15 protein-coding genes are annotated in these 21,980 nt (G+C 72.2%); 7 read left to right on the top strand and 8 right to left on the bottom strand.

What is annotated here, in order from left to right; translation table 11 throughout:
• Positions 1–84: 84 nt before the first annotated feature.
• The 5 genes from ACK4LS_RS12480 to ACK4LS_RS12500 form a co-directional block, all read right to left on the bottom strand.
• On the bottom strand, positions 85–1,068 hold the full coding sequence (locus ACK4LS_RS12480) for an LLM class F420-dependent oxidoreductase (RefSeq protein ID WP_409717630.1): 984 nt from the start codon (positions 1,066–1,068) through the stop codon (positions 85–87).
• A gap of 173 nt (positions 1,069–1,241) precedes the next feature.
• On the bottom strand, positions 1,242–2,237 hold the full coding sequence (locus tag ACK4LS_RS12485; protein WP_409717633.1) for a DNA-methyltransferase: 996 nt from the start codon (positions 2,235–2,237) through the stop codon (positions 1,242–1,244).
• Entirely contained in the window at positions 2,234–3,283 is a 1,050-nt protein-coding gene (locus ACK4LS_RS12490; protein ID WP_409717636.1) for a biotin/lipoate A/B protein ligase family protein, read from the bottom strand. The genes ACK4LS_RS12485 and ACK4LS_RS12490 overlap by 4 nt, the downstream gene beginning before the upstream one ends.
• A 9-nt stretch (positions 3,284–3,292) precedes the next feature.
• Complete coding sequence (locus ACK4LS_RS12495) at positions 3,293–5,494, bottom strand: MMPL family transporter (protein ID WP_409717639.1); 2,202 nt, start codon at positions 5,492–5,494, stop codon at positions 3,293–3,295.
• 74 nt (positions 5,495–5,568) lie between these two features.
• The gene (locus ACK4LS_RS12500; RefSeq protein ID WP_409717642.1) at positions 5,569–8,916 is read right to left on the bottom strand and encodes a family 16 glycoside hydrolase; all 3,348 of its coding nucleotides are present in this window, start codon (positions 8,914–8,916) and stop codon (positions 5,569–5,571) included.
• A 461-nt stretch (positions 8,917–9,377) separates the two neighbouring features.
• Here ACK4LS_RS12500 and ACK4LS_RS12505 point away from each other — a divergent pair, with 461 nt between their 5' ends.
• Together ACK4LS_RS12505 and ACK4LS_RS12510 are read left to right on the top strand one after the other, a co-directional pair.
• Entirely contained in the window at positions 9,378–9,992 is a 615-nt protein-coding gene (locus ACK4LS_RS12505; RefSeq protein ID WP_409717645.1) for a hypothetical protein, read from the top strand.
• Entirely contained in the window at positions 9,989–11,023 is a 1,035-nt protein-coding gene (locus ACK4LS_RS12510) for a hypothetical protein (protein WP_409717648.1), read from the top strand. Before ACK4LS_RS12505 ends, ACK4LS_RS12510 begins: the two co-directional genes overlap by 4 nt.
• Before the next feature lie 195 nt (positions 11,024–11,218).
• Here ACK4LS_RS12510 and ACK4LS_RS12515 read toward each other — a convergent pair whose 3' ends face one another.
• A complete protein-coding gene (locus ACK4LS_RS12515) occupies positions 11,219–12,199 on the bottom strand; it encodes a DMT family transporter (RefSeq protein WP_409717650.1) in 981 nt (326 codons plus the stop codon).
• A 71-nt stretch (positions 12,200–12,270) separates the two neighbouring features.
• Between ACK4LS_RS12515 and ACK4LS_RS12520 the strand changes: the two genes are divergently transcribed.
• Positions 12,271–13,179: a LysR family transcriptional regulator gene (locus tag ACK4LS_RS12520; RefSeq protein WP_409717653.1), complete on the top strand. Its 909-nt coding sequence runs from the start codon at positions 12,271–12,273 to the stop codon at positions 13,177–13,179.
• 214 nt (positions 13,180–13,393) lie between these two features.
• Here ACK4LS_RS12520 and ACK4LS_RS12525 read toward each other — a convergent pair whose 3' ends face one another.
• Positions 13,394–13,744 (bottom strand): twin-arginine translocase TatA/TatE family subunit, encoded by a 351-nt coding sequence (locus ACK4LS_RS12525; RefSeq protein WP_409717656.1) that lies wholly within the window; start codon positions 13,742–13,744, stop codon positions 13,394–13,396.
• Between the two features lie 52 nt (positions 13,745–13,796).
• Positions 13,797–14,042, bottom strand: a complete 246-nt coding sequence (tatA, locus tag ACK4LS_RS12530) for a twin-arginine translocase TatA/TatE family subunit (protein WP_409717659.1) — start codon at positions 14,040–14,042, stop codon at positions 13,797–13,799.
• A 418-nt stretch (positions 14,043–14,460) separates the two neighbouring features.
• Between tatA and ACK4LS_RS12535 the strand changes: the two genes are divergently transcribed.
• The 4 genes from ACK4LS_RS12535 (at position 14,461) to ACK4LS_RS12550 (ending at position 21,737) form a co-directional block, all read left to right on the top strand.
• Positions 14,461–17,994 (top strand): PQQ-dependent sugar dehydrogenase, encoded by a 3,534-nt coding sequence (locus ACK4LS_RS12535; RefSeq protein ID WP_409717662.1) that lies wholly within the window; start codon positions 14,461–14,463, stop codon positions 17,992–17,994.
• 162 nt (positions 17,995–18,156) lie between these two features.
• Positions 18,157–19,182 carry a sugar phosphate isomerase/epimerase family protein gene (locus ACK4LS_RS12540; protein WP_409717665.1) on the top strand — a complete coding sequence of 342 codons (1,026 nt, stop codon included), beginning with the start codon at positions 18,157–18,159 and terminating at the stop codon, positions 19,180–19,182.
• Between the two features lie 17 nt (positions 19,183–19,199).
• On the top strand, positions 19,200–20,471 hold the full coding sequence (locus tag ACK4LS_RS12545; protein ID WP_409717668.1) for a hypothetical protein: 1,272 nt from the start codon (positions 19,200–19,202) through the stop codon (positions 20,469–20,471).
• A gap of 75 nt (positions 20,472–20,546) precedes the next feature.
• Positions 20,547–21,737, top strand: a complete 1,191-nt coding sequence (locus ACK4LS_RS12550) for a DUF916 domain-containing protein (protein WP_409717671.1) — start codon at positions 20,547–20,549, stop codon at positions 21,735–21,737.
• Positions 21,738–21,980: the final 243 nt, after the last annotated feature.

The following is a 21,980-nucleotide window of genomic DNA, read 5'->3' on the forward strand; positions in this document are numbered from 1 at the left end:
CCGCGCGCATAAACACGCTCTGCTGGCGTTTATGCGCGCGGAACGCGTTTATGGATGGGATGACGGGGCGGATGGCGTCCCGCGTCAGAGGTGCGGGATGACCTCGCGCTCGAACAGCGAGATGCCGGAGGTGTCGTACGCGGCCTCGGGGAAGTAGTGGATCGCGTAGCCGAGGCCGTGCGCGGCGCGCTCACGTAGACGCTCGACGATCTGCTCGGGGGTGCCGAAGCCGTCGGACGAGCGGTAGTCCGCGTCGATGGCATCCGCCCGCTCGTCGCCCACGTGCGGACGCAGGCGCGCCACGACGGCGGCCAGGCGCTCCTCGGCCTCGGCCTCGGTGGACGCGATGATCGTGTTGAAGTTGGTCGAGCGGGTGATCTCGCCGGCATCGCGGCCGAGGGCCTCGCAGTGCCCGCGCAGCACCTCGGACTTGTGGTCGAACTCCTCGAGCGAGCCGCCGAAGTTCGTGTACGAGGCGTACTTCGCGGCGATCTTCAGCGTGACCTTCTCGCCGCCGCCGGCGATCCACAGCGGGATGCCGCCGGGCTGCAGCGGCTGCGGCTGCACGATCGCGCCGTCGACCTCGTAGTACTTCCCCGACAGGGTGGCCTCGCCCGTGGTCCACGCCTGATGCATGATCTCGACTCCCTCGCGGAGGCGCCCGAGCCGCTCGGCGATCGGCGGGAAGCCGTAGCCGTACGCCTTCCACTCGTGCTCGTACCAGCCGCCGCCGATGCCCATCTCGGCGCGACCGCCCGAGATCGCGTCGACGGTCGCGGCGACCTTGGCGAGGTATGCCGGGTTGCGGTAGCCCATGCACGTGCACATCTGCCCGAGGCGAACGCGGTCGGTGACGGCGGCGAACGCGGCCATCAGGCTCCACGCCTCGTGCGTGGCCTCGGCGCTGGGCACCGGGGTGGTGTGGAAGTGGTCGTAGACCCAGAGCGACGCCCACGGACCCTCGTCGGCGCTCTGCGCGAGCGCGTTCATCACCCGCCAGTGCTCGGAGGGGTCGATCCCCACGAGGTCGAAACGCCAGCCCTGCGGGACGAAGATGCCGAATTCCATGGCCTCACCCTAGGCGCGGGCGCTCGCATCGCGGGCCAACCGGACCGAACCCGTCGTGGCCGACCGCGGCGCACCTGCTCACAACCTCCGCGATGCGCACAACCTCACCCGAACGAGGCCGTTCGGAGCGGAGGATGCGCACATCGCGAACCTCGGCGCGCGGGCCGGGCGCGTCAGCCCGCGAACGGCTCCAGCCGCTTGTGCATGACGGCGACCGCGTCGGCGTTGTCGTCGATGAGCACCGAGTGCCGCCCGAGCGGCGCGGCGACGGCGCCGAGGGTGCCGCTGCCGGCGAACATGTCGAGAACGCGGTCCCCCGGGCGGCTCGAGGCCTGCACCATGCGCCGCAGCACGCCCTCGGGCTTCTGCGTCGGGTAGCCGGTCTTCTCGCGACCCGTGGTCGGCACGATCGTGTGCCACCACACGTCGGTGGGGAGCTTGCCGCGCGCGGCCTTCTCGGCGGTGACCAGACCGGGGGCCATGTAGGGCTCTCGATCGACGGCGTCGGAATCGAAGAAGTACGACGCCGGGTTCTTCACGTACACGAGGATCGTCTCGTGCTTCGTGGGCCAGCGGCGCTTGGTCTTCGCGCCGTAGTCGTAGGCCCAGATGAGCTCGTTGAGGAAGCGGTCGCGCCCGAACAGCGCGTCGCACATGACCTTCGCGTAGTGCACCTCGCGGTAGTCGAGGTGCAGGTAGAGCGTGCCGTCGTCGGCGAGCAGCCGCCAGGCCTCGGTCAGCCGCGGCTCGAGGAAGCCCCAGTAGTCGTCGAATCGATCGTCGTAGGTGCGCAGGTCGCCGCGCAGGCGCGCGTACTCGCGCCCGTGGAACCCGCGCTGCACGACGGGCGCGGGCGGGGCCTCCTCCTCCGGGAACTCCAGCATGTTCGGATCGCGGGCGACGGCGGCGGCGGACTCGGTGGCGGTGACGGATGCCGCCACCTCGAGCGACGCGGCATCCTCGGCCTCCTCGGCGGGTGGCGTCCACGTCGCCGACTCCACGGCCTTGGACCGCGTGCGGCCGGTGTTGAACGGCGGGTCGAGGTACACGAGCGCGAACGAGCCGTCGGGATACGCGGGGGTGACCGTGAGGTTGTCCGCGTGATGGATCTCGACGGTGCCGGGGGCGATGTCGCCGGGGACGACGGGGGCGGGGGTCTCGATGCTCACGGGACGCGCTGCAGCCACGCGTCGGTGGCGAACTTCGAGGCGACGAGCGCCTCGGCCTCGGCGTACTCCTCGTCGGTGATGTGGCCCGTGGTGGCCCCGTACAGCGTCGTGAAGGTCTGGATGAAGCGGTCGATCACCTGATCGCGCGGCAGGCCCGTCTGGCTGCGCAGCGGGTCGACGCGCTTGGCGGCCGAGACGGTGCCCTTGTCGCTGAGCTTCTCGCGGCCGATGCGCAGCACCTCGGTGAGCACCTGACCGTCCATGTCGTAGCTGAGCGTGGCGTGGTGCAGCACGCCGCCGTTGGCGAGGCGCTTCTGCGCGGCCCCGCCGATCTTGCCGTGGGGACCGGCGATGTCGTTGAGCGGCTGATACACCGCGTCGATGCCGAGCGAGCGCAACGCCTGCAGCACCCAGTCGTCGAGGAACGCGTACGAGTCGGCGAACGTCATCCCCGCCACGAGAGAGGCCGGCACGTACAGCGAATACGTCACGATCGAGTTCGCGGCCATGAGCATGGCCCCGCCGCCGGAGATGCGACGGACGACGTCGAAGCCGTGCTTCTCGGCGCCCTCGGGGTCGACCTCGTTGCGCAGCGACTGGAACGACCCGATCACGACGGCGCTCTCGTTCCACTCCCACAACCGCAGGGTCGGCTTGCGCAGCCCCGCGCCGACTCGGGTGGTCAGCACCTCGTCGAGGGCGAGGTTCATGCGCGGCGAGACGGGACGGTCGTGGACGACCTCCCACTCGAAGTCGGCCCACCCGGGCGCCGTGACGAGTGCGCGGCGGATCGCGGTCGCCACCGACTCGGGGGTGAAGCCGAGCAGCTGCGCCCCCTCGGGAAGCGCCGCGCGGATGGCGGCGGCGATCGTGGGGACGTCGGACTCCACCGGCAGGCCGTCGACGGCCGCGTCGATGTCGTCGAGGGCGTCGTCGGGCTCGAGGAAGAAGTCGCCGGCGAGGTGGAAGCCGTGGATGCGGCCCTCGCGCTCCTCGAGGTCGACGACGACCAGCTTGCCCCCCGGGACCTTGTACTCGCCGTGCATGCCCCCAGCCTACGACCGCACCACGGCGCGGCGTCCGCCCGGCGAGGCGTCCACCGCCTCGCGATCGGGCTGCGGCGCGGCCCGTCGCGTCGGGAGCGCGCGCCGCGGGCGCTCGCCCGGCCACCAGTTCGCGCGGCCGAGCAGCGTCATCACGGCGGGGAGCAGGAGACCCCGCACGATGGTGACGTCGAGGACCACCGCGACGACCATGCCGACGCCGATCTCCTTCATCGCCACCAGTCCGCCCAACGCGAAGCCCAGGAACACGACGCAGATCGCCGCCGCCGCGAGCGTCACCACCGGACCGGTGCGGGCGATGCCGAAGCGCACGGCCTCGGCGTTGGCCGCGCGCGGGTCGGCTCCGCGGTCGCGCGCGCGCCAGCGCTCGGTGATCCGGGCGAGGAGGAAGACCTCGTAGTCCATGGTCAGCCCGAACGCGAGCAGGCCGATGAGCAACGGGGTCGTGACGTCGAGCGTGCCGGTGGCCTCGAACCCCAGCAGCGGCGCGCCCCACCCCCAGCCGAACACGGCCGTGAGCACGCCCAGCGTCGCGGTGACGGTGAGCGCGGCCAGCACGAGCGCCTTCAGCGGCACGACAGCCGAGCGCGTCAGGCCGCCCAGGAGCGCGAACCCGGCAACGGCGACGACGGCGACCGCCCACGGCAGGCGCTGCGCCAGGTGATCGCGGGAGTCGATGAGGGATGCCGCCGGGCCGGTCACGTGCACCGTCACGGGTCCATCCATCCCGCGGGCGGCCTCGACGAGGCGCTGCGCCGCGGGCCCCGTCGCGGTGTCTCCGACGGGCCGGAAGTCGACCGCGGTGACGTCGGCGGGGAGGTTCTGCACGAGGTCGGCATCGGCCACCTCGGGCAGGGCGGCGATGCGGTCGAGCACGCCGGTGACGGCGGGATCCCCGACCTGCCCGTCTATCACGACGGTCACCGGTTCGACCCCGATTCCCGTGAACCCGGTCGTCACGGCCTCGTAGGAGCGTCGCTCCTCGGCGGCGGCCGGCAACGACCGGATGTCGGAATCGTCGAGGGCGAGGGATGCCACGGGTGCGGCCAGGGCCAGCAGCACCGCCGTGGCCGACACGGCGATCAGCGCGGGGCGGCGCTGCGCGAGGCGCGTCGAGCGCTCGAGCACGCCCGCGCGGCCCGCACTGCGCCGTCCGACCCACGGGCGCGCCCAGGTCGGCTGATCACGGGCGGGGAGGGCACGGTGCGTCAGCGAGAGGAGGGCGGGAACGAGGGTGACACCGGCCAGGGTGGCGAAGACGACCACCACTGCCCCGCCCAACGCCATTCCCGACAGGAGCGGATCGCCCAGGACCAGGATGCCGAGGAGGGCGATGCCCACGGCCGCTCCCGACACCGACACGGCCCGTCCGGCACCGGCCAGGGCGCGCGCCACGAGGTCGTCGACGGCGGCGTCGGGGGCGGCGGCCCGCTCCTCGCGCAGGCGCAGGACGACGAGCAGGCTGTAGTCCACCGCGAGCCCCAGCCCGAGGATCGTGACCACGTTGACCGCGAACTCGTTCACGTCGACGACACGGGCGAGCAGCCCCAGCACGGCGAGGGTGGGGGCGATGGCGGCGAGCGCCGCGACGACGGGCAGCAGGGCGATGCGCAGCGAGCCCAGCACGAGCGTCACCAGCACGACGAGCACGAGGATCGCGACCCCCTCCCCGAGGGCGGCGTCGATGGTGGCGCGGTCGACGAAGGCCTGCTCGGCGAGCAGCTCTCCGCCGACGAGCACCTCGGGCGCGGCGATCGTGTGCAGGCGCGCGGAGACCTCGGATGCCACGGCGACGGCGGCGTCGCCGTGGAGACCGCGGTCGAGCTCGACCACGACGAGGGAGGAGCGCCCGTCGTCTCCGATCGCGCCGCCCGAGGTGTAGGCGTCGGTGACCTCCACGACGCCCGGGAGGTCGCGCATCTGCTGCAGCACGGTGGTGGCGCTGTCGCGCAGCGACGGGGAGAAGAAGTCCTCGCCGCGCAGGACCGCGGTGACGATCTCGCCCTCCGGGTCGAGCGCGTCGAGGCGCTCTTGCGTGAGGAGCGATTCGGAACCGGCGGGGGCGTCGGCGACCGGGACGGTGCGGTCGAAGGCGTCGCCGGCGAGGGCGGCGCCGACGACGACCAGGAACGCCCAGGCGGCGACGACGAGCAAGCGGTGCCGACTCATGCGGCGACCGAGGGAGAAGAGCATGGGGGGTCTTTCACGGAAAGGGAGAGCGCCCCCGGTGGCGGACGCGGGGTCCGCCACCGGGGGCGCGAGGTGGATCAGCCGCAGCTCTTGGCCGCGTAGGCGGTCGTGGCCTGACCGGTGCGACCGTCGCCGGTCGCGGTCACGGTCGCCTCGCCCGCGGGGACGGAGGCGGCGCGGGTGGTGAAGGTGTGGAACACGGTGGCTCCGGGCTTGACGCCCGTGATCACGCGCTCACCCCACGTCGTCTTGAGCGTCACGTCGACCGGCACGGTGTCGGTGTTGGTGGCGCGGACGAGCAGGGAGGCCTTCTTCGCCAGGCAGCGCACCTCGGACGTCGCCGTGACCGCGAGGGGCGCGGGCTCGTCGATGTCCATGACGCGGACGTTGCGGTACGACACCGCTTCGCCGCCGCCGTGGTTCTGCAGGCCGACGAAGCCCTGCGAGAGGTCGCGGGCGGGATCGGTGCTGGTGAAGTCGTTCACCTGCGTGCCGTTGAGGAAGATCTTGATGCTCTGCCCCTTCACGACGATCTCGTACGCGTTCCACTGACCCACCGGCTTGAGCGCGGCCGTGACCGCCTCGGCATCCGCACCCTGGAAGGTGTAGATCGCTCCGGTGGTGCGGTCGGCGGCGTCGGAGGCGTCGACCTGGATCTCGTACCCCTGGTTGACCGCGACCCACGGGTCGTTCTTCGGGTCGGGGAAGCCCACGAACACGCCGCCGTTGTGATCGGCGATGAGCTTCCAGTCCAGCTTCAGGCTGTACTCGCCCAACTCCTCGGCCTTGTACCAGAGCAGGCCCATGCCGCCCTCGCCGCGGATGCTGCAGTCGTCCTGACGACCGAAGCCGCCCGGACCCGCCATGCGCCACCCGGACTCGAGGCTGGCCAGCGTCCCGTCGAAGAGCGAGCGGTACCCGTCCTCGACCGGCGCGGGCGTGCAGATGTCGGTCGCGCCGAGGGACAGCACGTCGACGTTGATGTTGCCCTTGTTGCCGGTGTCGTATTTCAGAGCGATGGTGTTCGCGCCGGCGACGAGGGGCATGTCCCGCGTGATCGTTTTCCACGTCTTCCAGTCACCGGTGGAGGGGAAGTCCCACTTACCGAGGTTCTGGCCGTTGACGTAGAGGTTGACGTCCTTCGTGCCGGGGGCCGGGTTCGGACCGTTGGAGTAGCGCACGTTGACGGGGACGGTCCCCGCGGTCTCGGCGGTCACCGTGAACTCGAACGCGGAACCGGCCTGCCACATGCCGCCCGCGAAGCCGGCGCCGGAGTAGCCGCTGTGCTCGGCGTCGAACTTGGCACCGCCGATGAGGCGTGCATCCTCCGCTTCGTACCAGCCGCGGTCGGCCGGCGAGACGTAGCCGGGGAGCGCGTTCAGGGTGTACCAGGCCTCGGTGCTCCACAGTTTCTCGCCGCTCTCGGCGGCGAAGGGCTGCGGCGAGCGCACGTGCACGACGCGACCCTGCTTGAGTCCGTCGAAGGCCAGCGTGACCGTCTTGCGGTCGGCCGAGGCCGTGGCGCCGGTGAGCGAAAGGATCTCCTCGTCGATCTTCGGACCGCCGTAGGTGGAGGTGGGCAGGTAGCGCCACTGCTCGGCGCGGTAGGCGGACGCGAGGTTCGCGACCGTCTCCTCGGAGAGGGGCTGGGTGTACTCGATCTCGAAGCCGCCCTCGACGACCTTCATCGACAGCATGTCGAAGGTGTCCTGGGTGGCGGTGGGAACGAGCTTCTGCAGGCCGTAGGTCAGCTTGCCGGCCTCGCCCCAGTTGCCGCCCTCGCCGGTGCCGCCGATGTACAGCGACTTGTCGGGGCCCTCGATCACGCGGTTCACGCCGACCTCGAAGCCCGCGGAGTGACGGAAGACCGCACCCTGGAACTCGCCGTCGACCTTCTCGAGGTAGGCGCGCTGCAGGCCGCCGTAGGTGACGTCGCCGAACATCATCTGACCGGCGAAGGGGCCGTCCTCGATCATGATGGGCGTGCTGGGCGAGTTGCCGATCTCGTTCTGCGGGATCCAGACCACCGGCGGAGTGACGGGGTTGGCGTCGAAGGGACCCGCGGGGTTGGTGTAGTGGTTGAAGAATCGGTCCTGCTTGACGTTGACCAGCTTGTTCGCCGGGAGCCAGGCGCCCTGGTTGTCCATGGCGAACAGCTCGTTCTCCGGGCCGAAGGCGATGCCGTTGGGCGTGCGCAGTCCACCGGCGATGTAGCTGACGGCGCCCGAGGCGCGGTCGATCTTCACCGAGGTGCCGCGGTTCTTCGCCGGCTGCGGGTTCGTGGTCGCGCCGCCGTTGTCGATCGCGACGGAGAGGTTGACGTAGAAGTTCTGCTCGTCGTGGATCAGGCCGAAGGCGAACTCGTGGAAGTTGTTGCCCGAGGGGTACTCGGCGACCTTGCGCTTGGTCTCGTACGTGCCGTCGGCGTTCGTGTCGCTGAGCTCGGTGAGCTGGTAACGCTCGGAGACGTAGATCTTGTCGTCGATGACGTCGATCCCCATGGGGTTCTGCAGCCCGCCGGCGGCCTCGACGACGGTGACGTCCTCGGGCCCGTCGGCCTGTTGCGCGCCCTTGAGCACGTACACCTTGCCCGGGACCGAGGTGTCCCAGCCCCCGGAGTTGACCGAGCCGGTGGTGAGCACCGCGAGGTCGCCGTTACCGAGGAACGCCAGCCCCGACACCTTCGGGTTGAAGCCCGCGGGGCGCAGGTCGACGAGCGTGTAGTTGGGGTTGACGGCATCCAGTCGAAGGCCGTCGCCGGCGGAGTCGCTGCTGCCCTCGCAGTACTTGGTACCCGGCGCGGTCACGCGGACGACCCCCGCCTCGGTGCTCAGCACGCTGGAGGGGATGACCTCGAAGCTCGAGGAGCCGGGCGTCTTCCACTCGACGGTCAGCTGCTGACCGTTGGTGGCCTCGAACATCTCGACGAAGAGGTCGTGCACGCCCACGTCGAGCGTGGCCGTACCCTCGACCGACTCGGCGCCGTGCAGCCCGTCGTTGTCGATGATCTGCGTGCCGTCGAGGGTGAGGCGCGAGCCGTCGTCACTGGTGAGGCGGAACGCGTACTCACCCGGCTGGCTGACGGTGAGGTTGGCGAGCGCGTGGGTGATGAAGTTGTCGGCGGCGCCGAACTGCTCGTCGCTGCTCCAATCGATCGTCGACATCAGCTTGTCGACGTTGGGGGTCTGTCCGGACTTCAGGGTGCACAGCTCGGTGAGCGGTGGGGTGGTGAACGTGCGCAGCGTCACTCCCGGTTCCTGCTTGGGCAGGTCGGCCGGGGTGTTGACGGCGGGGGCGACGGCGGCGCCGGCGGGCAGGATGGCTCCTGTCGCCACGAGCGCTCCGCCCAGGAGACCGGCCGCGAGGGTCCTCGCGACGCGGGTGCTGCGCCGGCGGGGACCGGACAAGACAGCGGGTACGGGCATCATTGCTCCTTCGGATCGATGTCGCGGGTCGGCATCGTCCTCACGGATCGTCTTCGCACCCTCGACGGTGGTCATCGTAGGTGCCTTTTACCAAAACGTCTACAAAACCTGACTAATCCATGTTGGGAATCGCGCAAACCCTTTTGTCGCCTCCGCCCCTCAGTCGAGGCGCGTCAGCCATATCGTCGCGAAATGCCCGGTCATGGCAAGATTCGGGCCGAACGAGAGGCGTTCGACACTCGGTCAACTTTTGCTTGACCGCGGCGTAAGAGCGCACTACTGTCACATCGAACCCGCAGATTCGACTCGTGACAGCGCCGCCACGAGGCTCTCTGAGCCGCCGTGCGTCGCCCCGCGAGCGACCTCCCGTTCACCGGCCGACCTCCACCGGCCGTTCCCGACCACCCCGTCGCCAGCCGACGGACGCACCGCCTCGAGCGGTGGCAGAACGGAGCCCCATCATGATCCCCAGCCCCCGTCGCGGACTGTCCGCCCGCATCGGCATCGCCGCTCTCGGTGTCGGCATCCTCGCCACCGTCGGCACCGGCACCGCCTTCGCCGCCGACGAGGACACCGTCGAGGTCAGCGTCGACATCGCCCCCGACGCCGAGCCCGGCGTCCTCGCCCTCACCGTCGCGAGCGGATCGGCGGAACTGACCGAGGGCGACGCGGTCGGGACCGACCGCACCTTCGGCGGCACCCTTCCGACGGTGACGGTCACCGACACCCGCCTCCCCGAGAACGTGGATCCGGCCTCGTTCTGGTACGTCATGGGCGCGATCAGCGACTTCACCGGCGACGCGGCACAGCCCGACATCGTCTCCGCCGACGCCTTCGGCTGGTACCCCGCCATCGTCGCGGGCAATGACGACGAGCAGGTGGTGGCGGCGGGCGACCCCGTCGACCCCGGCGAGGGCGGCTTCGTCGACGCCGAGCTCCTGGCCAACGTCGACAGCGCGGTGGACGCGGCCGGCGGAAGCTACTCCGCCACCGCCGACCTGCTGCTGCGCACTCCCGCCTCGGTCGCACCCGGCTCGTACGCGGCGACCATCACGCTGACCCTGCTCGAGGGGTGAGCACCTCGCGGATCGCGGCGCTCGCGCGTCGGGCCCCCGCGACGCTCATCGGGCTGGCCGTCGCCGCCGCTGCGGCCGTCGTCCCCGCAGCACCCGCTCTGGCGGCGACGGCCCCTCCGCCCGCCGACGCCCCCGTGACCTGGTCGGTCACACCGGCCGGCGCCGAGGGGCCCGACGGTCGGCGTGTGGTGGAGCACGAACTGGACGCCGGCGAGTCGATCACCGAGCATCTGGCGGTGCGCAACTTCAGCGAGCGCGAGGCGACGTTCACCCTCACCGCCGCCGACGGGTACTACACCGAGACGGGCCGGTTCACGATGCTCCCCTCCGACCGCGCGTCGACCGACGCCGGAACGTGGATCTCCGTCGAACCGAGCATCACCGTCGCCCCGGACGAGACGCGCGTCGTCGCGTTCGAGATCGTCGTGCCCGACAACGCCACCCCGGGCGACCATGCGGCGGGGGTGAGCGCCTCCGTCCGCTCGACCTCCGCCGACGCGGACGGGACCCGCATCGGCGTCGACAGCCGTGTCGGCTTCCGCGTCTCGACCCGGGTCTCCGGCGAGCTCGCCCCCGCGCTCGCCGTCTCCGACGTGCGAGCCGAGTACACCCCCTCGTGGAGCCTGTTCAGCCCGGGCTCCCTCGAGGTGCACTACACGGCGGTCAACGCCGGGAACACCGCGCTCGCCGTGACCGACACGGTCGAGGGCGCGCCCGCCGACCGCGGCACGCTGCTGCCGGGCGAGACGCGCGAGGTCGCCTCGGCATCCGTCGAGGCGTGGCCGACGTTCCTGCTCGTGCGCGAGGTCGCGGTCGCGGCCGCGGTGCCCGGTTCGACGTCGATGGCCGCCCCGGCGCTGCAGAGCGTCACCGTGTGGGCGGTGCCGTGGCTGCACCTGGCGGCCGCGATCGGTCTGGCACTTCTGGTGGTCGCCGTCGTCTCCGGCCGCCGTCGCTCCCGCCAGCGGGTCGACCTGCTCGTCACCCGCGCGCGCGAAGAAGGCCGGCGAGAGGCCGTGGAGGTCTCGTGACGCCGTTCCTCCTCGCCGCCGAGGGAGGGCGGGACGGCCTGGGCATCACCGTCGAGATCACTCCGGCCCCCGCGACCTGCGTCGGCTCTTGCGGCCTCCCCCCGGAACACGGCGGGCCGGGCGGCGGATCCCTGCCCGCGACCGGCGGGGAGCTCGCCTCCGTCGCGCTCGCCGTCGCGCTGGTGGCCGCGGGTCTCATCGCGACGGTCTGCGCGCGCGTCCGCCGGCGCGTTCCGGCGCCGGCCCGAGCGGTCTCGGCGCCACCTCCCCCGTGAGGCGCGCCTCGAGCGCGCGACGGTGGCGTCGCTCCGCCGCCTGCCCCGCGTAGGAGGCCGCGACGAGGAGGGCCGCTCCCACGAGTCCCACCGCCCCGATCGCCTCCCCACCGAGCACCACGCCGACCGCCAGCGCCCACACGGGCTCGGTTCCCATCAGGATGCTCGCCCGGGTCGCCGAGGTGCGGCGCACCGCCCACAGCTGCACCACGAAAGCGAACACGGAGCACATCACCCCGAGGAAGAGCAGGCCGGCCCAGCCGCGGGGGGACACAGCGGCGACGGCCGCCGGCAGCTCGGCTCCCGCCACGACGGACGAGGTCACCGCGCACACCGCGAGCTGCACCAGCACCACGGCGAGCGTGCCGTCGCGGCGCCCTCTCGTGAGACGGGCGCTCGCGGTGACGTGGACCGCGCGCACCACGGCCGCCACGATGACAAGCGCGTCACCGACGGAGGGGGCGCGCAATCCCTCCCCCGACACCAGGAGAGCCACGCCGACGACGGCGGCCGCCGCCGCGACGAAGGACGACCGCGGAAGCCACGATCGGGCGGCGATGCTCTCGAGCACGGGGGTGAAGACGAGCGTGAGGCTGATGAGCAGACCGGCATTGGTCGCGGAGGTGAGATGCACCCCGGCCGTCTCGAGGCCGATCACGGCGGCCTGCGAGCACCCCAGGAGCGCGGCGACCGCCAGACCCCGGCCGCGTGGCATCCGCTCCCGTCGCACCGCGCACACCACCGCGAGGGCCGCCGCGGCGATGAGGAAGCGCAGGGCGACGGCGGGAGCCACCCCGACCTCGACGGTCACCCCCTTCGCGACGAGGAAGCTCGCGCCCCACACCGCGGCGACGGCGACGAGCAGGACGTCGACGAGGATCTCGGGCGAGCGGCGGGTCATGGGGCAAGACTGACGCGCGAAACACGGAAGAACAACGGACTCCTTCTTCACCGTGCCGTAAGTTCTGCCTTATGGATGTCGCTCACCTCCGCGTCCTGCGGGAGCTGCGCGATCGCGGCAGTGTCGCCGCGGTCGCCGCCGCCCTGCACGTGTCGCCCTCGGCGATCTCGCAGCAGCTGGCCACCCTGCAGGCGCATGCGCCGGTGCCGCTGACGACCCGTCGCGGCCGCGTCCTCGCCCTGACCCCCGCGGGCGAGGCGCTCGCGGGAGCGGGGATGCGCGTCGACGCGGCCCTGACCGCCGCCCGCGAAGCCGTGGGGGCCTTCCTCGACGACGACGAAAGGCCCGTGCGGGTCTCGGCGTTCCACAGCGCCGGCCTCGCCCTGTTCGGTCCGCTTCTGCGCGAACTCGACGGCACGCCGCCCCTGCACCTCGCGGATGCCGACGTCGCGCACCGCGACTTCCCGGGCCTCACGGCCGAGCACGACGTGGTGATCGCGCACCGGCTCGCCCACGACACGGCCTGGCCCGCGGATCGCGTCGTGACGACCCCCCTGCTGGCCGAGCCGCTCGACATCGCCCTTCCGGCCGGCCACCCCTTGGCCACGAGCGCGCAGGTCCGCGCGGGCGATCTCGTCGACGAGCGATGGGTGTCGGTGCACGCGGGCTTCCCCCTCGCGGGCGTGCTGGATCACCTCGCAGCCCATGTCGGGCGCCCGCTGCACGTCGCGCACCGCATCAACGAGTTCTCGGTGACGGCCGAGGTCGTGCGCGCGGGGGCGGCGGTGGCCGTCCTGCCCCGCACGACGGCGACACCTCTCGCTGTCGACGGCCTCGTCCTGCGACCGCTCGCCGACCTCGACCTGGTCCGGCACGTCGACATCCTCACCCGGCCCGACGCCCTCGCCTACGCCTCGGTGCGGCGGGTCGTGCGTGCACTGCTCGCCGTCGCGGACAGCGCGACGGCGCAGGCGGGCTGAACCCGCACACGGCCCGCACGGCGACCCCGCCTGCGCGGTCGGCCCCGGCGGACGCTCCGGCGGGCGGATGCCGCGGGCGGGTGACGACGGACGGCGCGGCGGGCGACCGAGGCGGACGGGATGCTGCGGGACGGATGCCGGCGGGCGGAATGCCGGGGGACGGGATGCCGGCAAGACGGATGCCGGCGGGCGGGATGCCGGCGGGAGGGATGCGTCAGGGCGGCGCCGAACCGGGCGGTGCATTGGCGCGCGGGGGCGCCGACGTCGACGGCTCGGTGCCGACCGGATGCGCGATCGGCACCGGGTCGGGGTCGGCGAGCAGGGCCTCGCGGACGATCCGGCGCGGGTCATAGCGGCGCGGGTCGAGGCGCTGCCAGTCCACGTCGGCGACCTCGGGGCCCATCTCCTCGCGGACGCGCTCCTGGGCCGTGTGCGCCATCCGCCGCATCTGCGTGACGGTTCGGCGCATCGCCTCGGCAGCTGCCGGCAGGCGCTCGGGACCGATGATCAGCACGGCGAGCAGCCCGATGAGCAGCAGCTTCTCCATCGTCAGCCCGAAGATCACTGCTCAGCACCCCGCTCGATCGGCGGGTCGGGGACCGGCACCGGCGGCGCCGTCAGCGCGGTGACGGCGGATCGGCCGCGAACGGACCGGCCGACGCGCCTCCGGCCCGGGCGATGCCACCGGACGGATCGACGCCCTCGGGCGCCCCGTCGTCCTTCATCGCCTTGATCTCGCCGCGGAACACGCGGGCCGACTGGCCCAGGCTCTGGGCCAGCGCCGGCAGCTTCGCGGCGCCGAAGAGCAGGAGGATCACCGCCAGCACGATCAGCAGGTGCCATCCGGTCAGTCCATGGAGCATGGGGCCTCCTCGGCCGTGTCGGCCTCGTCGCCGACGGTGGGGGGAACGCGCATCACGCGCTGTCCGGCGATGCTAGTGCGCGACGAGCACGCGCCACAAGGTCAGCGAGAGGCATTCCTTTGTTGGACTTTGTCTGCGCATCTTTTGATTGACCTATGGAAAAACATGGGCCAGGATGACCACGAGCGACGTCCGCCGCAGAAGGCGGACAACTCATCCCCCCGAGGCTCGCCCCCCGACCGCCCTGACCGGCGGTGATCGGCGACCCATCCGAACTCGACGAAGAGTGGAGGAGCAGACAGGCGCGTGGCCGACCGCCGCGCACGAAGAGCCCGGGCCGCCACGACCAGCCGTTGAGACCGACTGTGTGGCGACCCGGTGAAAACAACTCGAACGCATTCACAGGAGCTGTTTCACGATGAACTCTACTTCTCGGCATCCGGCTGTCCGGTCCCGGTTGACGGCGGCGCTCGCCGCCGCCGCCCTCGGGCTCACCGCCGTCGCTGCCACCCCCCTCCCGGCCTTCGCGCACGAGGGCCACGACCACGGGACGACCGATCCCGGCGGCGATCACGGAGACCCCACCGACCCGGGCACCCCCGACCCGGGCGACACCGGCGAGGGCGAAGGCGCCCTCGACTGGAGCAACTACGAACGCGTCCTCCTGACCAAGGACGTCGGCGAGCCGATCGACCTCGCCGTGCTCCCCGACAAGCGCGTGCTGCACACGGCGCGCAACGGCGACGTCCGCCTCACCGACCCGGCGACCGGCGTCACCCGCGTGACCAACACCCTCGACATCTACGCCAACTCCGAGGACGGCCTGCAGACGGTCGCCCTCGACCCCGATTTCGCGGAGAACAACTGGGTCTATCTCGTCTACTCCCCCCGGGATGCCGACGGCGACGGCGTCGCCGACACCCCCGCGGGCAACTCGCCCAACACCCTGCCGCCGGGCGCCGACGAGTCGTACTGGGACCAGTGGGTCGGGGTCAATCGCCTCGCCCGCTTCCAGTGGAGCGGTGACGCCCTCGATCTCGACAGCGAGCAGGTGATCCTCGACGTCGAGGTCCAGCGCGGGCAGTGCTGCCACGTGGGCGCCGACATCGGCTTCGACGGCGACGGCAACCTGTACCTGAGCACGGGCGACAACACCCCGGCATCCACCCCCGGAGCCAACGGCTTCGCGCCCAACAACGACGCCCCCGGGTTCAACCCCGGTTTCGACTCGCGTCGCGGCGCCGGCAACACCAACGACCTGCGCGGCAAGATCCTGCGCATCCACGTCGAGGACGACGGCTCGTACACGATCCCCGAGGGCAACCTCTTCGCCCCGGGAACCGAGCTCACCCGCCCGGAGATCTTCGTGATGGGCGTGCGCAATCCCTTCCGCATCGAGGTCGACCCCGAGACGAACTCCCTCTCCTGGGGCGATTACGGTCCGGATGCCACGAAGGCCGTCGCCGCGACCGCGGGCCGCGGACCCATGGGCCTGGTGGAGTGGAACGTCGTCAGCCTCGACGAGCCGCACAACGCCGGATGGCCGTACGTGCACGCCGACAACAAGGCGTACAACGACTGGGACTTCGCCACGGCGGCCCCGGGTGCGTTCTTCGACCCCGAGAACCTCGTCAACGACTCGCGGTGGAACACCGGTCTGACCCAGCTGCCCCCGGCCAAGCCGGCGACGCTCTGGTACGGCGACAACCCCGGCGACCAGCCGTGGGACGAGCTGGTCGACTTCGGCGCGGGCAACGGCCAGGGTCCGATGGGCGGCCCCGTCTACCACTACGACGAGTCGAACCCCTCGGCCACCAAGCTCCCCGAGCACTGGGACCGCAAGGCCTTCATGGGCGAGTTCTCGCAGGACTACATCGCGGCCTTCACCGTCGACTGGGATGCCTTCGAGGTCACGGCCATCGAGGACTTCCTCCCGAACGCCGCGTTGAGCTCCCTCGCCCAGCCGCCGCACGACAATCCGATGGACATGGAGATCGGGCCCGACGGCTCGATGTACGTGCTGGACTACGGCGACGGTTTCTTCCGCGCCAACCCGGACGCGGGGCTGTACCGCATCGACTACGTCGCGGGCAACAAGTCGCCCCAGGCGCGCTTCACCGCCACCCCGACCTCGTCGTCGCAGGCGCCGCTCACCGTGCAGTTCGACGCGTCGACCTCGACCGACCCCGACGGCGACGCCCTCACCTACGAGTGGGACTTCGACGGCGACGGCACGTTCGACGCCACGGGCGTGACCGCCTCGTACACCTACACGGAGCTGGCGAACTACACCGCCCGTCTCCGCGTGTCCGACGAGGGCGGGCGCTTCGGCGTCACCTCGCGCACCATCTCCGTGGGCAACCAGGCACCCGAGGTGACCCTGGCCTTCCCCGAGAACGGAGCGTTCTTCGACTGGGGCCAGGCGATCCCGTTCCGGGTGACCACCTCGGATGCCGAGGACGGCGACGCCACCGAATGCTCGCGCGTGACGTGGACCTACGGTCTCGGTCACGACGAGCACGCCCACCCCGAGGTCTCGGGCACGGGATGCTCCGGTGTCTTCCGCACCGACCCGAACTCGCCCGAGCACGGGCCCGGCGCGCTGCTGTACGGCGCCGTCGTGGTGACGTACGCCGACGCGGGCGCCAACGGACTCCCGCCGGCGACGGGTGAGGCCACCCTGCGCCTGAACCCGAAGCAGCAGCAGGCCGAGCACGCGATCCGTCGCGAGGGCGTCGAGGTCTACGCCGACGGCGAGGCCTCCGGTGGCAACGCCGTGCGCGGTCTCGGCGAGGGCGACTCGCTGGCCTTCGATCCCGTGAGCTTCGCGGGCATCGACGGTGCCGTCGTCCGCGCCTCCGGCGCGGGCGAGGTGCAGCTGCGCTGGGGCGCGGCCGACGCCGAGCCCTTCGCCACGGCGAGCATCCCGGCCGGTGCCGGGTGGCAGGACGTGGAGATCGCCTTCGACGCTCCCGAGGGCACGGGAGCGCTGTACGTCACCTCGGCGGACGACCTCGCGGTCGACGCGCTGACGATGGTCGGCGACGGCGTGGGCGACGTGACGGCCCCCACGGTCGCGCACACGCTGGAACCCGCCGCCCCCACCGGTGTCGGTGGCGTCTACAACGAGCCGGTGCGCTTCGCCGTCCAGGCCACCGACGACGGCACGCTCGCGAGCGTCGAGTACTCGCGCGACGCCGGGACGACCTGGACCACCCTCGCGGCGAACCAGCAGTACGGTGCGACGTTCGAGGAGAACGGGACGTACGATCTCCGCTACCGCGCCACCGACACCGGCGGCAACGTGTCGGAGCTCGGCTCGGTGTCGTTCACGATCGATCTCGAGGCTCCCGACGAGCCGACGGTCGACTCGCGCACCCTGGTCACCCTCGCCTCCCCGCGCGTCACATACGGCGCCCCCGGTGACGTGACGGTGTCGGTGCGCGGAGAGGGCGGAGTCCCCACGGGCGAGGTCGTGCTGTCGGTCGGCACGACCGAGCTGGGTCGCGCGACGCTGGATGCCGACGGCAACGCCGTCGTCGCCCTGCCCGCCGATCTGCCGGTGGGAACGCACACGCTGCGGGCCGCCTACGGCGCGGACGGGACCTTCACGGGCTCAGCCGGCGTCGGACGCCTCACCGTGTCGCAGGCGCGTTCGACCACATCGGTCGCGGTCTCGCCCACACCGGTCAAGCCCGCCGTGGCCGCCACGGCCACGGTCCAGGTGACGTCGTCGACGGGCATCGCCCCGACCGGTGACGCCACGGTGACGGTCCGCCGCAACAACGCGGTCGTCGCCACCCTCACCGCGACGCTCGGCGCGGACGGCACCGTCGCGGTGACGCTGCCCAAGCTCGACACCGTCGGCACCTACCAGGTGCAGGCGTCCTACACCGGCTCGGCGGGGGTCGCCAAGAGCAGCGCCGCCGCGAGCCTGTCGGTACAGAAGTAACCCCGGTGGGGGGGGGGGGGGGGGGGGCCCCCCCCCCCCCCCCCCCCCCCCCCCGCCCCCGGCGGGGGCCCCCCCCGAGGGGGGGGGGGTCGGCCCACCCCCCCCCCCACCACCCCACGGCCGTCCCCGGCCACCGGGGCGGACCCACCTCGAAGGAGAGTCATGAGTCACCACCACGACCACGCGCACCCCACGGTGCCGGACCGCCCCATGAGCCGGCGCACCCTGCTCAAGGCCCTGGCCGCATCCTCGGTCGCCGTCGGCATCGGCGCCGTCGCAGCCCCCGCCGCCTCCGCCTCCACCGCCTTCGGCTCCCGGGCCGCGGCGGTCGCTCCCCCGGTCAGCGCCGGCAAGCGCCTCGTGCCGGTCAACCGCATCGGCATCCAGCTCTACACCGTCCGCGACAAGGTGAGCTCGCTGGGCTTCCGCGCGGTGTTCGAGGAGCTCGCGCGCATCGGCTACTCCGAGATCGAGTTCGCCGGATACACGCAGGGCTCGGTCGGTGCGATCACCCCGCAGCAGATCCGCCAGCTCCTCGACGACAACGGGCTGCGCGCGACCGGCGCGCACGTGAACCTCACCCCGGCCAACATCGACGAGCAGCTGGAGATCGCGCACGTCCTGGGCATGCCCCACCTCGGTCAGGGCGGACCGATCGCCGGCGGCTACGGCGGTCCCCTCGCCAAGGACCCCTGGATGCAGGCCATCGGCACGTGGAACCAGATGGGCGAGAAGGGTCGCGCCGGGGGCGTCAAGCTCTACCTGCACAACCACGCCCAGGAGTGGGGCTTCACGACCGACACCAAGGAGCGCGTGTACGACCTGTACTGGGAGAACCTGAACCCCGAGACGGTCTTCTTCGAGATGGACGTCTACTGGGCGCACGTCGGAAAACACCTGTACCCGGGCTTCGAGCCGATCGACTACATCAAGCGCGACCCCCGACGCTTCCCGATCCTGCATCTCAAGGACGGCAAGCTCAACCCGAACAGCCCGAACGGCTACGACATCGTCGAGTTCGGCGCCGGGAACATCGACTACACGGCGTTCCTGTCGCAGTTGCGCGACCGCGGTCAGCGTTTCGGCATGTTCGAGCAGGACAACGCCTCCACGGTGCCGGTGAACCCCGGCAACTCGCTCGGCAACGCCGACCGCAGCTACGACAACATCGCGGCCCTGCGCGGCTGAGCGACGAGGAAGAACAGATGAACAGGATCACCACACTCACCACCGTCGGCCTCCTCGTGGTCGGGGGCAGCGTCGTCGCCGCGCCCGCCTACGCGGCCGACCTCACCTGCACCGAAGACCTGGGCAGCCGGACCGTGTCCGGCACCCTCGTCGTGCCCGGCGGCGCGGACTGCGTCCTGGGCGGCGCGACCGTCGAGGGCGACATCGTCGTCGAGCCGGGCGGGTGGCTGGATGCCACCTCGGTCACCGTGACGGGAGACGTCGTCGCCACCGACGCGTACGGCGTCTCGCTCGACGGCGCGAGCGTCGCGGGCGACATCAGCGCCTATTCGGCCGACACCACCGTGGGCTTCCTCTACGTCAACGACCTCCGGGTCGGCGGCTCGGTCGAGGCCGGAGGGATCGACGTGGAGGTCGTCGACAGCGCGATCGCGGGCTCCCTGCTCACGCAGAAGGCGAATTACGTCGACCTGGTGCGCACCTCGGTGGGCGCCGACGTGTCCGTCGACGGCTCCGGCTGGGGCGTGTCGATGACGGGCGCGATCGTGAAGGGCGACGTCACCGTGAGCGGCAGCTCGCGCGACGTGCTCCTCGGAGCCACCGCCGACGGCGGGTCCGACGCCTTCGCCAACACCATCGGCGGCGCTCTGTCGTTGACCGGCAACTCCGCCAACCTGCGGGTGGCCGCCACGACCGTGTACGGCGCCCTCACCCTCGACGGGAACACCCCCGCCGCGGCGTTCGGCGCCGGTGTGCGCGCCGGCTCGACCACGGGCGACTACACGGGCGAGGCCCCGACCGACCCGCCCGCCGGCGACCAGTCGATCGCGGTCACCGTCCCCGACCAGGGCTCGGGCGAGCTGACGTGGTCGATCGAAGGCTCCTCGGCGCTCGTCGACCTCGGCGTCGCGCAGGAGAACCTCGATCACTACGCCGCCTCCGGCGAGATCGTGCCGATCCGCATCCAGGACACCCGCGCCGGCAACCCGGGCTGGTCGCTGACGGCCCAGGTGTCGAACTTCACGGCCGGCGGCCAGGAGGTGTCGAGCAAGTACCTCGGCTGGAAGCCCGAGGTCCTCGAGACGCAGGGCGGTGCCGTCGCGGGCGCGCCCGTCGCCTCCGGCTTCGACGAGGGACGCGGCCTGTCGGTGGCCCGCACCCTCGCCCAGGCCAACGACGGCCACGAGCGGGGCAGTTCGCTCGTGGGCGCCGACCTGGATCTCAAGCTCCCGCTCGAGACCCCCCGCGGCACCTACACCGCGACCGTGACGCTGACCGCCCTCAGCTGATCCCCCACCCGCCGGGGTCGCCGTCCTCGCCCCCGCCCCCCGGGCGGTCCGCTCCCCGAAACGAAAGCCGCGCCCATGTCCCAGGCGACCCTCCCCCTCCGTTCCCCCCTCGTATCCCGCTCCCTCCGCACCCTCCTCTCCCTCCTCGCGGGCCTCGCGCTCCTGCTGGGAACACCCCTCGCCGCCTCCGCGGCCGCCGTCGCACCCCCCGACACGACGGTGACCTGGAGCGTCAAGCCCGCCGACACCGCGCAGGGGCGCGACCGCCCGAACTATGCATACGACCTCCTGCCGGGCGGGACGGTGGGCGACGCCCTCTTCGTCGCCAATCGCAGCCCGGAGCCGATCACCCTCCGCGTCTACGCCGCCGACGGCTTCCTCACCGAAGACGGAGCGCTGGACATCCTGGCCGGCGGGGAGGAATCGACGGAGCTCGGCAGCTGGATCTCGGTCGAGACCTCCGACATCACCCTCGACAGCGGAGCGAGCGCCGAGGTCCCCTTCACCGTCGCCGTGCCCGCAGACGCGTCGCCCGGTGACTACGCGGCCGGCATCGTGGCATCCATGCTCGTGACCGCCGACACCGGCACCGTCACCGAGCGTCGCCTCGGGTCCCGTGTGCACCTGCGGGTGCAGGGCGACCTCGCCCCCGCCGTGACCGTCGACGACGTCGTCGTGGACTACCACGGCACCGCCAACCCCGCGGAGACGGGAACGGCGACGGTCGGCTACACGTTGACCAACACCGGCAACGCCCGCCTCGACCCCGACGTGGAGGTCGCCCTGGGGGGCCCGTTCGGATGGGCCCGCGTGTCCGCGGCCGACGACGCCCCCGAACTGCTCCCGGGCAGCTCGCTGCGACGCACCGTCGAGCTCGCCGGGGTCGTGCCCCTCGTGCTGCTGTCGGCCGATGTGACGGCGACCTCGCAGGTGGTCTCGCGCACCCTCGCGGGCGCGGAGAACTCGACCCTGGATCCGCTGGTGTCACGGGGCTCGGCCGCCACGGCCGCGGTGCCGTGGACCGCGGTGGCCATCCTCGCCGTGCTCGCCCTGCTCGTCGCGTGGCGCATCGTCGCCGCTCGACGCCGCTCGGCCGCCCACAGCCGCGAGATCGCGGCCGCCGTGGCCGCGGCCCGGGCCGAAGCCGACGGCGAACGCCCGCAGGACGCGACCGAACGCGAGTCGGTCACCGCGGGCGGTGTGGCCGTCGGCGACCCGGTCGCGGCCTCCTCCGACCCCGAGCAGGACCCGCGCCGCTCGCCCTGAGACCCGCCCGCGGTGCGGAGAGGGACACTCCGTGCCGCGGGCGATCCCCCGACGCCCGTCGTGCTGCCGCACGGCGGGCGTTCCGCGTGCGGGGTGGGCTCCCCCACGCGCGCCCGATTCTCCCTCGCGGGGCGCCCGGATCCGCGAGGGCCCGGTGCCGTCCGCCCGGGCTGCGGCGCCGTCGACGGAGCGGGCCAGACGCCTGCTCGGGCACGGCGCCGCGAGGGAGGGCGGGGAGACGGG

This window comes from Microbacterium sp. (assembly GCF_046295495.1).
Classification (GTDB): Bacteria; Actinomycetota; Actinomycetes; order Actinomycetales; family Microbacteriaceae; genus Microbacterium.

Coding starts and splice junctions, on each gene's coding strand:
- ACK4LS_RS12520 (WP_409717653.1), top strand. CDS start 12,271: ATGGATGTCGCTCACCTCCGCGTCCTGCGGGAGCTGCGCGATCGCGGC.
- ACK4LS_RS12495 (WP_409717639.1), bottom strand. CDS start 5,494: ATGCTCTTCTCCCTCGGTCGCCGCATGAGTCGGCACCGCTTGCTCGTC.
- ACK4LS_RS12550 (WP_409717671.1), top strand. CDS start 20,547: ATGTCCCAGGCGACCCTCCCCCTCCGTTCCCCCCTCGTATCCCGCTCC.
- ACK4LS_RS12490 (WP_409717636.1), bottom strand. CDS start 3,283: ATGCACGGCGAGTACAAGGTCCCGGGGGGCAAGCTGGTCGTCGTCGAC.
- ACK4LS_RS12540 (WP_409717665.1), top strand. CDS start 18,157: ATGAGTCACCACCACGACCACGCGCACCCCACGGTGCCGGACCGCCCC.
- ACK4LS_RS12500 (WP_409717642.1), bottom strand. CDS start 8,916: ATGCCCGTACCCGCTGTCTTGTCCGGTCCCCGCCGGCGCAGCACCCGC.
- ACK4LS_RS12480 (WP_409717630.1), bottom strand. CDS start 1,068: ATGGAATTCGGCATCTTCGTCCCGCAGGGCTGGCGTTTCGACCTCGTG.
- ACK4LS_RS12545 (WP_409717668.1), top strand. CDS start 19,200: ATGAACAGGATCACCACACTCACCACCGTCGGCCTCCTCGTGGTCGGG.
- ACK4LS_RS12535 (WP_409717662.1), top strand. CDS start 14,461: ATGAACTCTACTTCTCGGCATCCGGCTGTCCGGTCCCGGTTGACGGCG.
- tatA (WP_409717659.1), bottom strand. CDS start 14,042: ATGCTCCATGGACTGACCGGATGGCACCTGCTGATCGTGCTGGCGGTG.
- ACK4LS_RS12515 (WP_409717650.1), bottom strand. CDS start 12,199: ATGACCCGCCGCTCGCCCGAGATCCTCGTCGACGTCCTGCTCGTCGCC.
- ACK4LS_RS12505 (WP_409717645.1), top strand. CDS start 9,378: ATGATCCCCAGCCCCCGTCGCGGACTGTCCGCCCGCATCGGCATCGCC.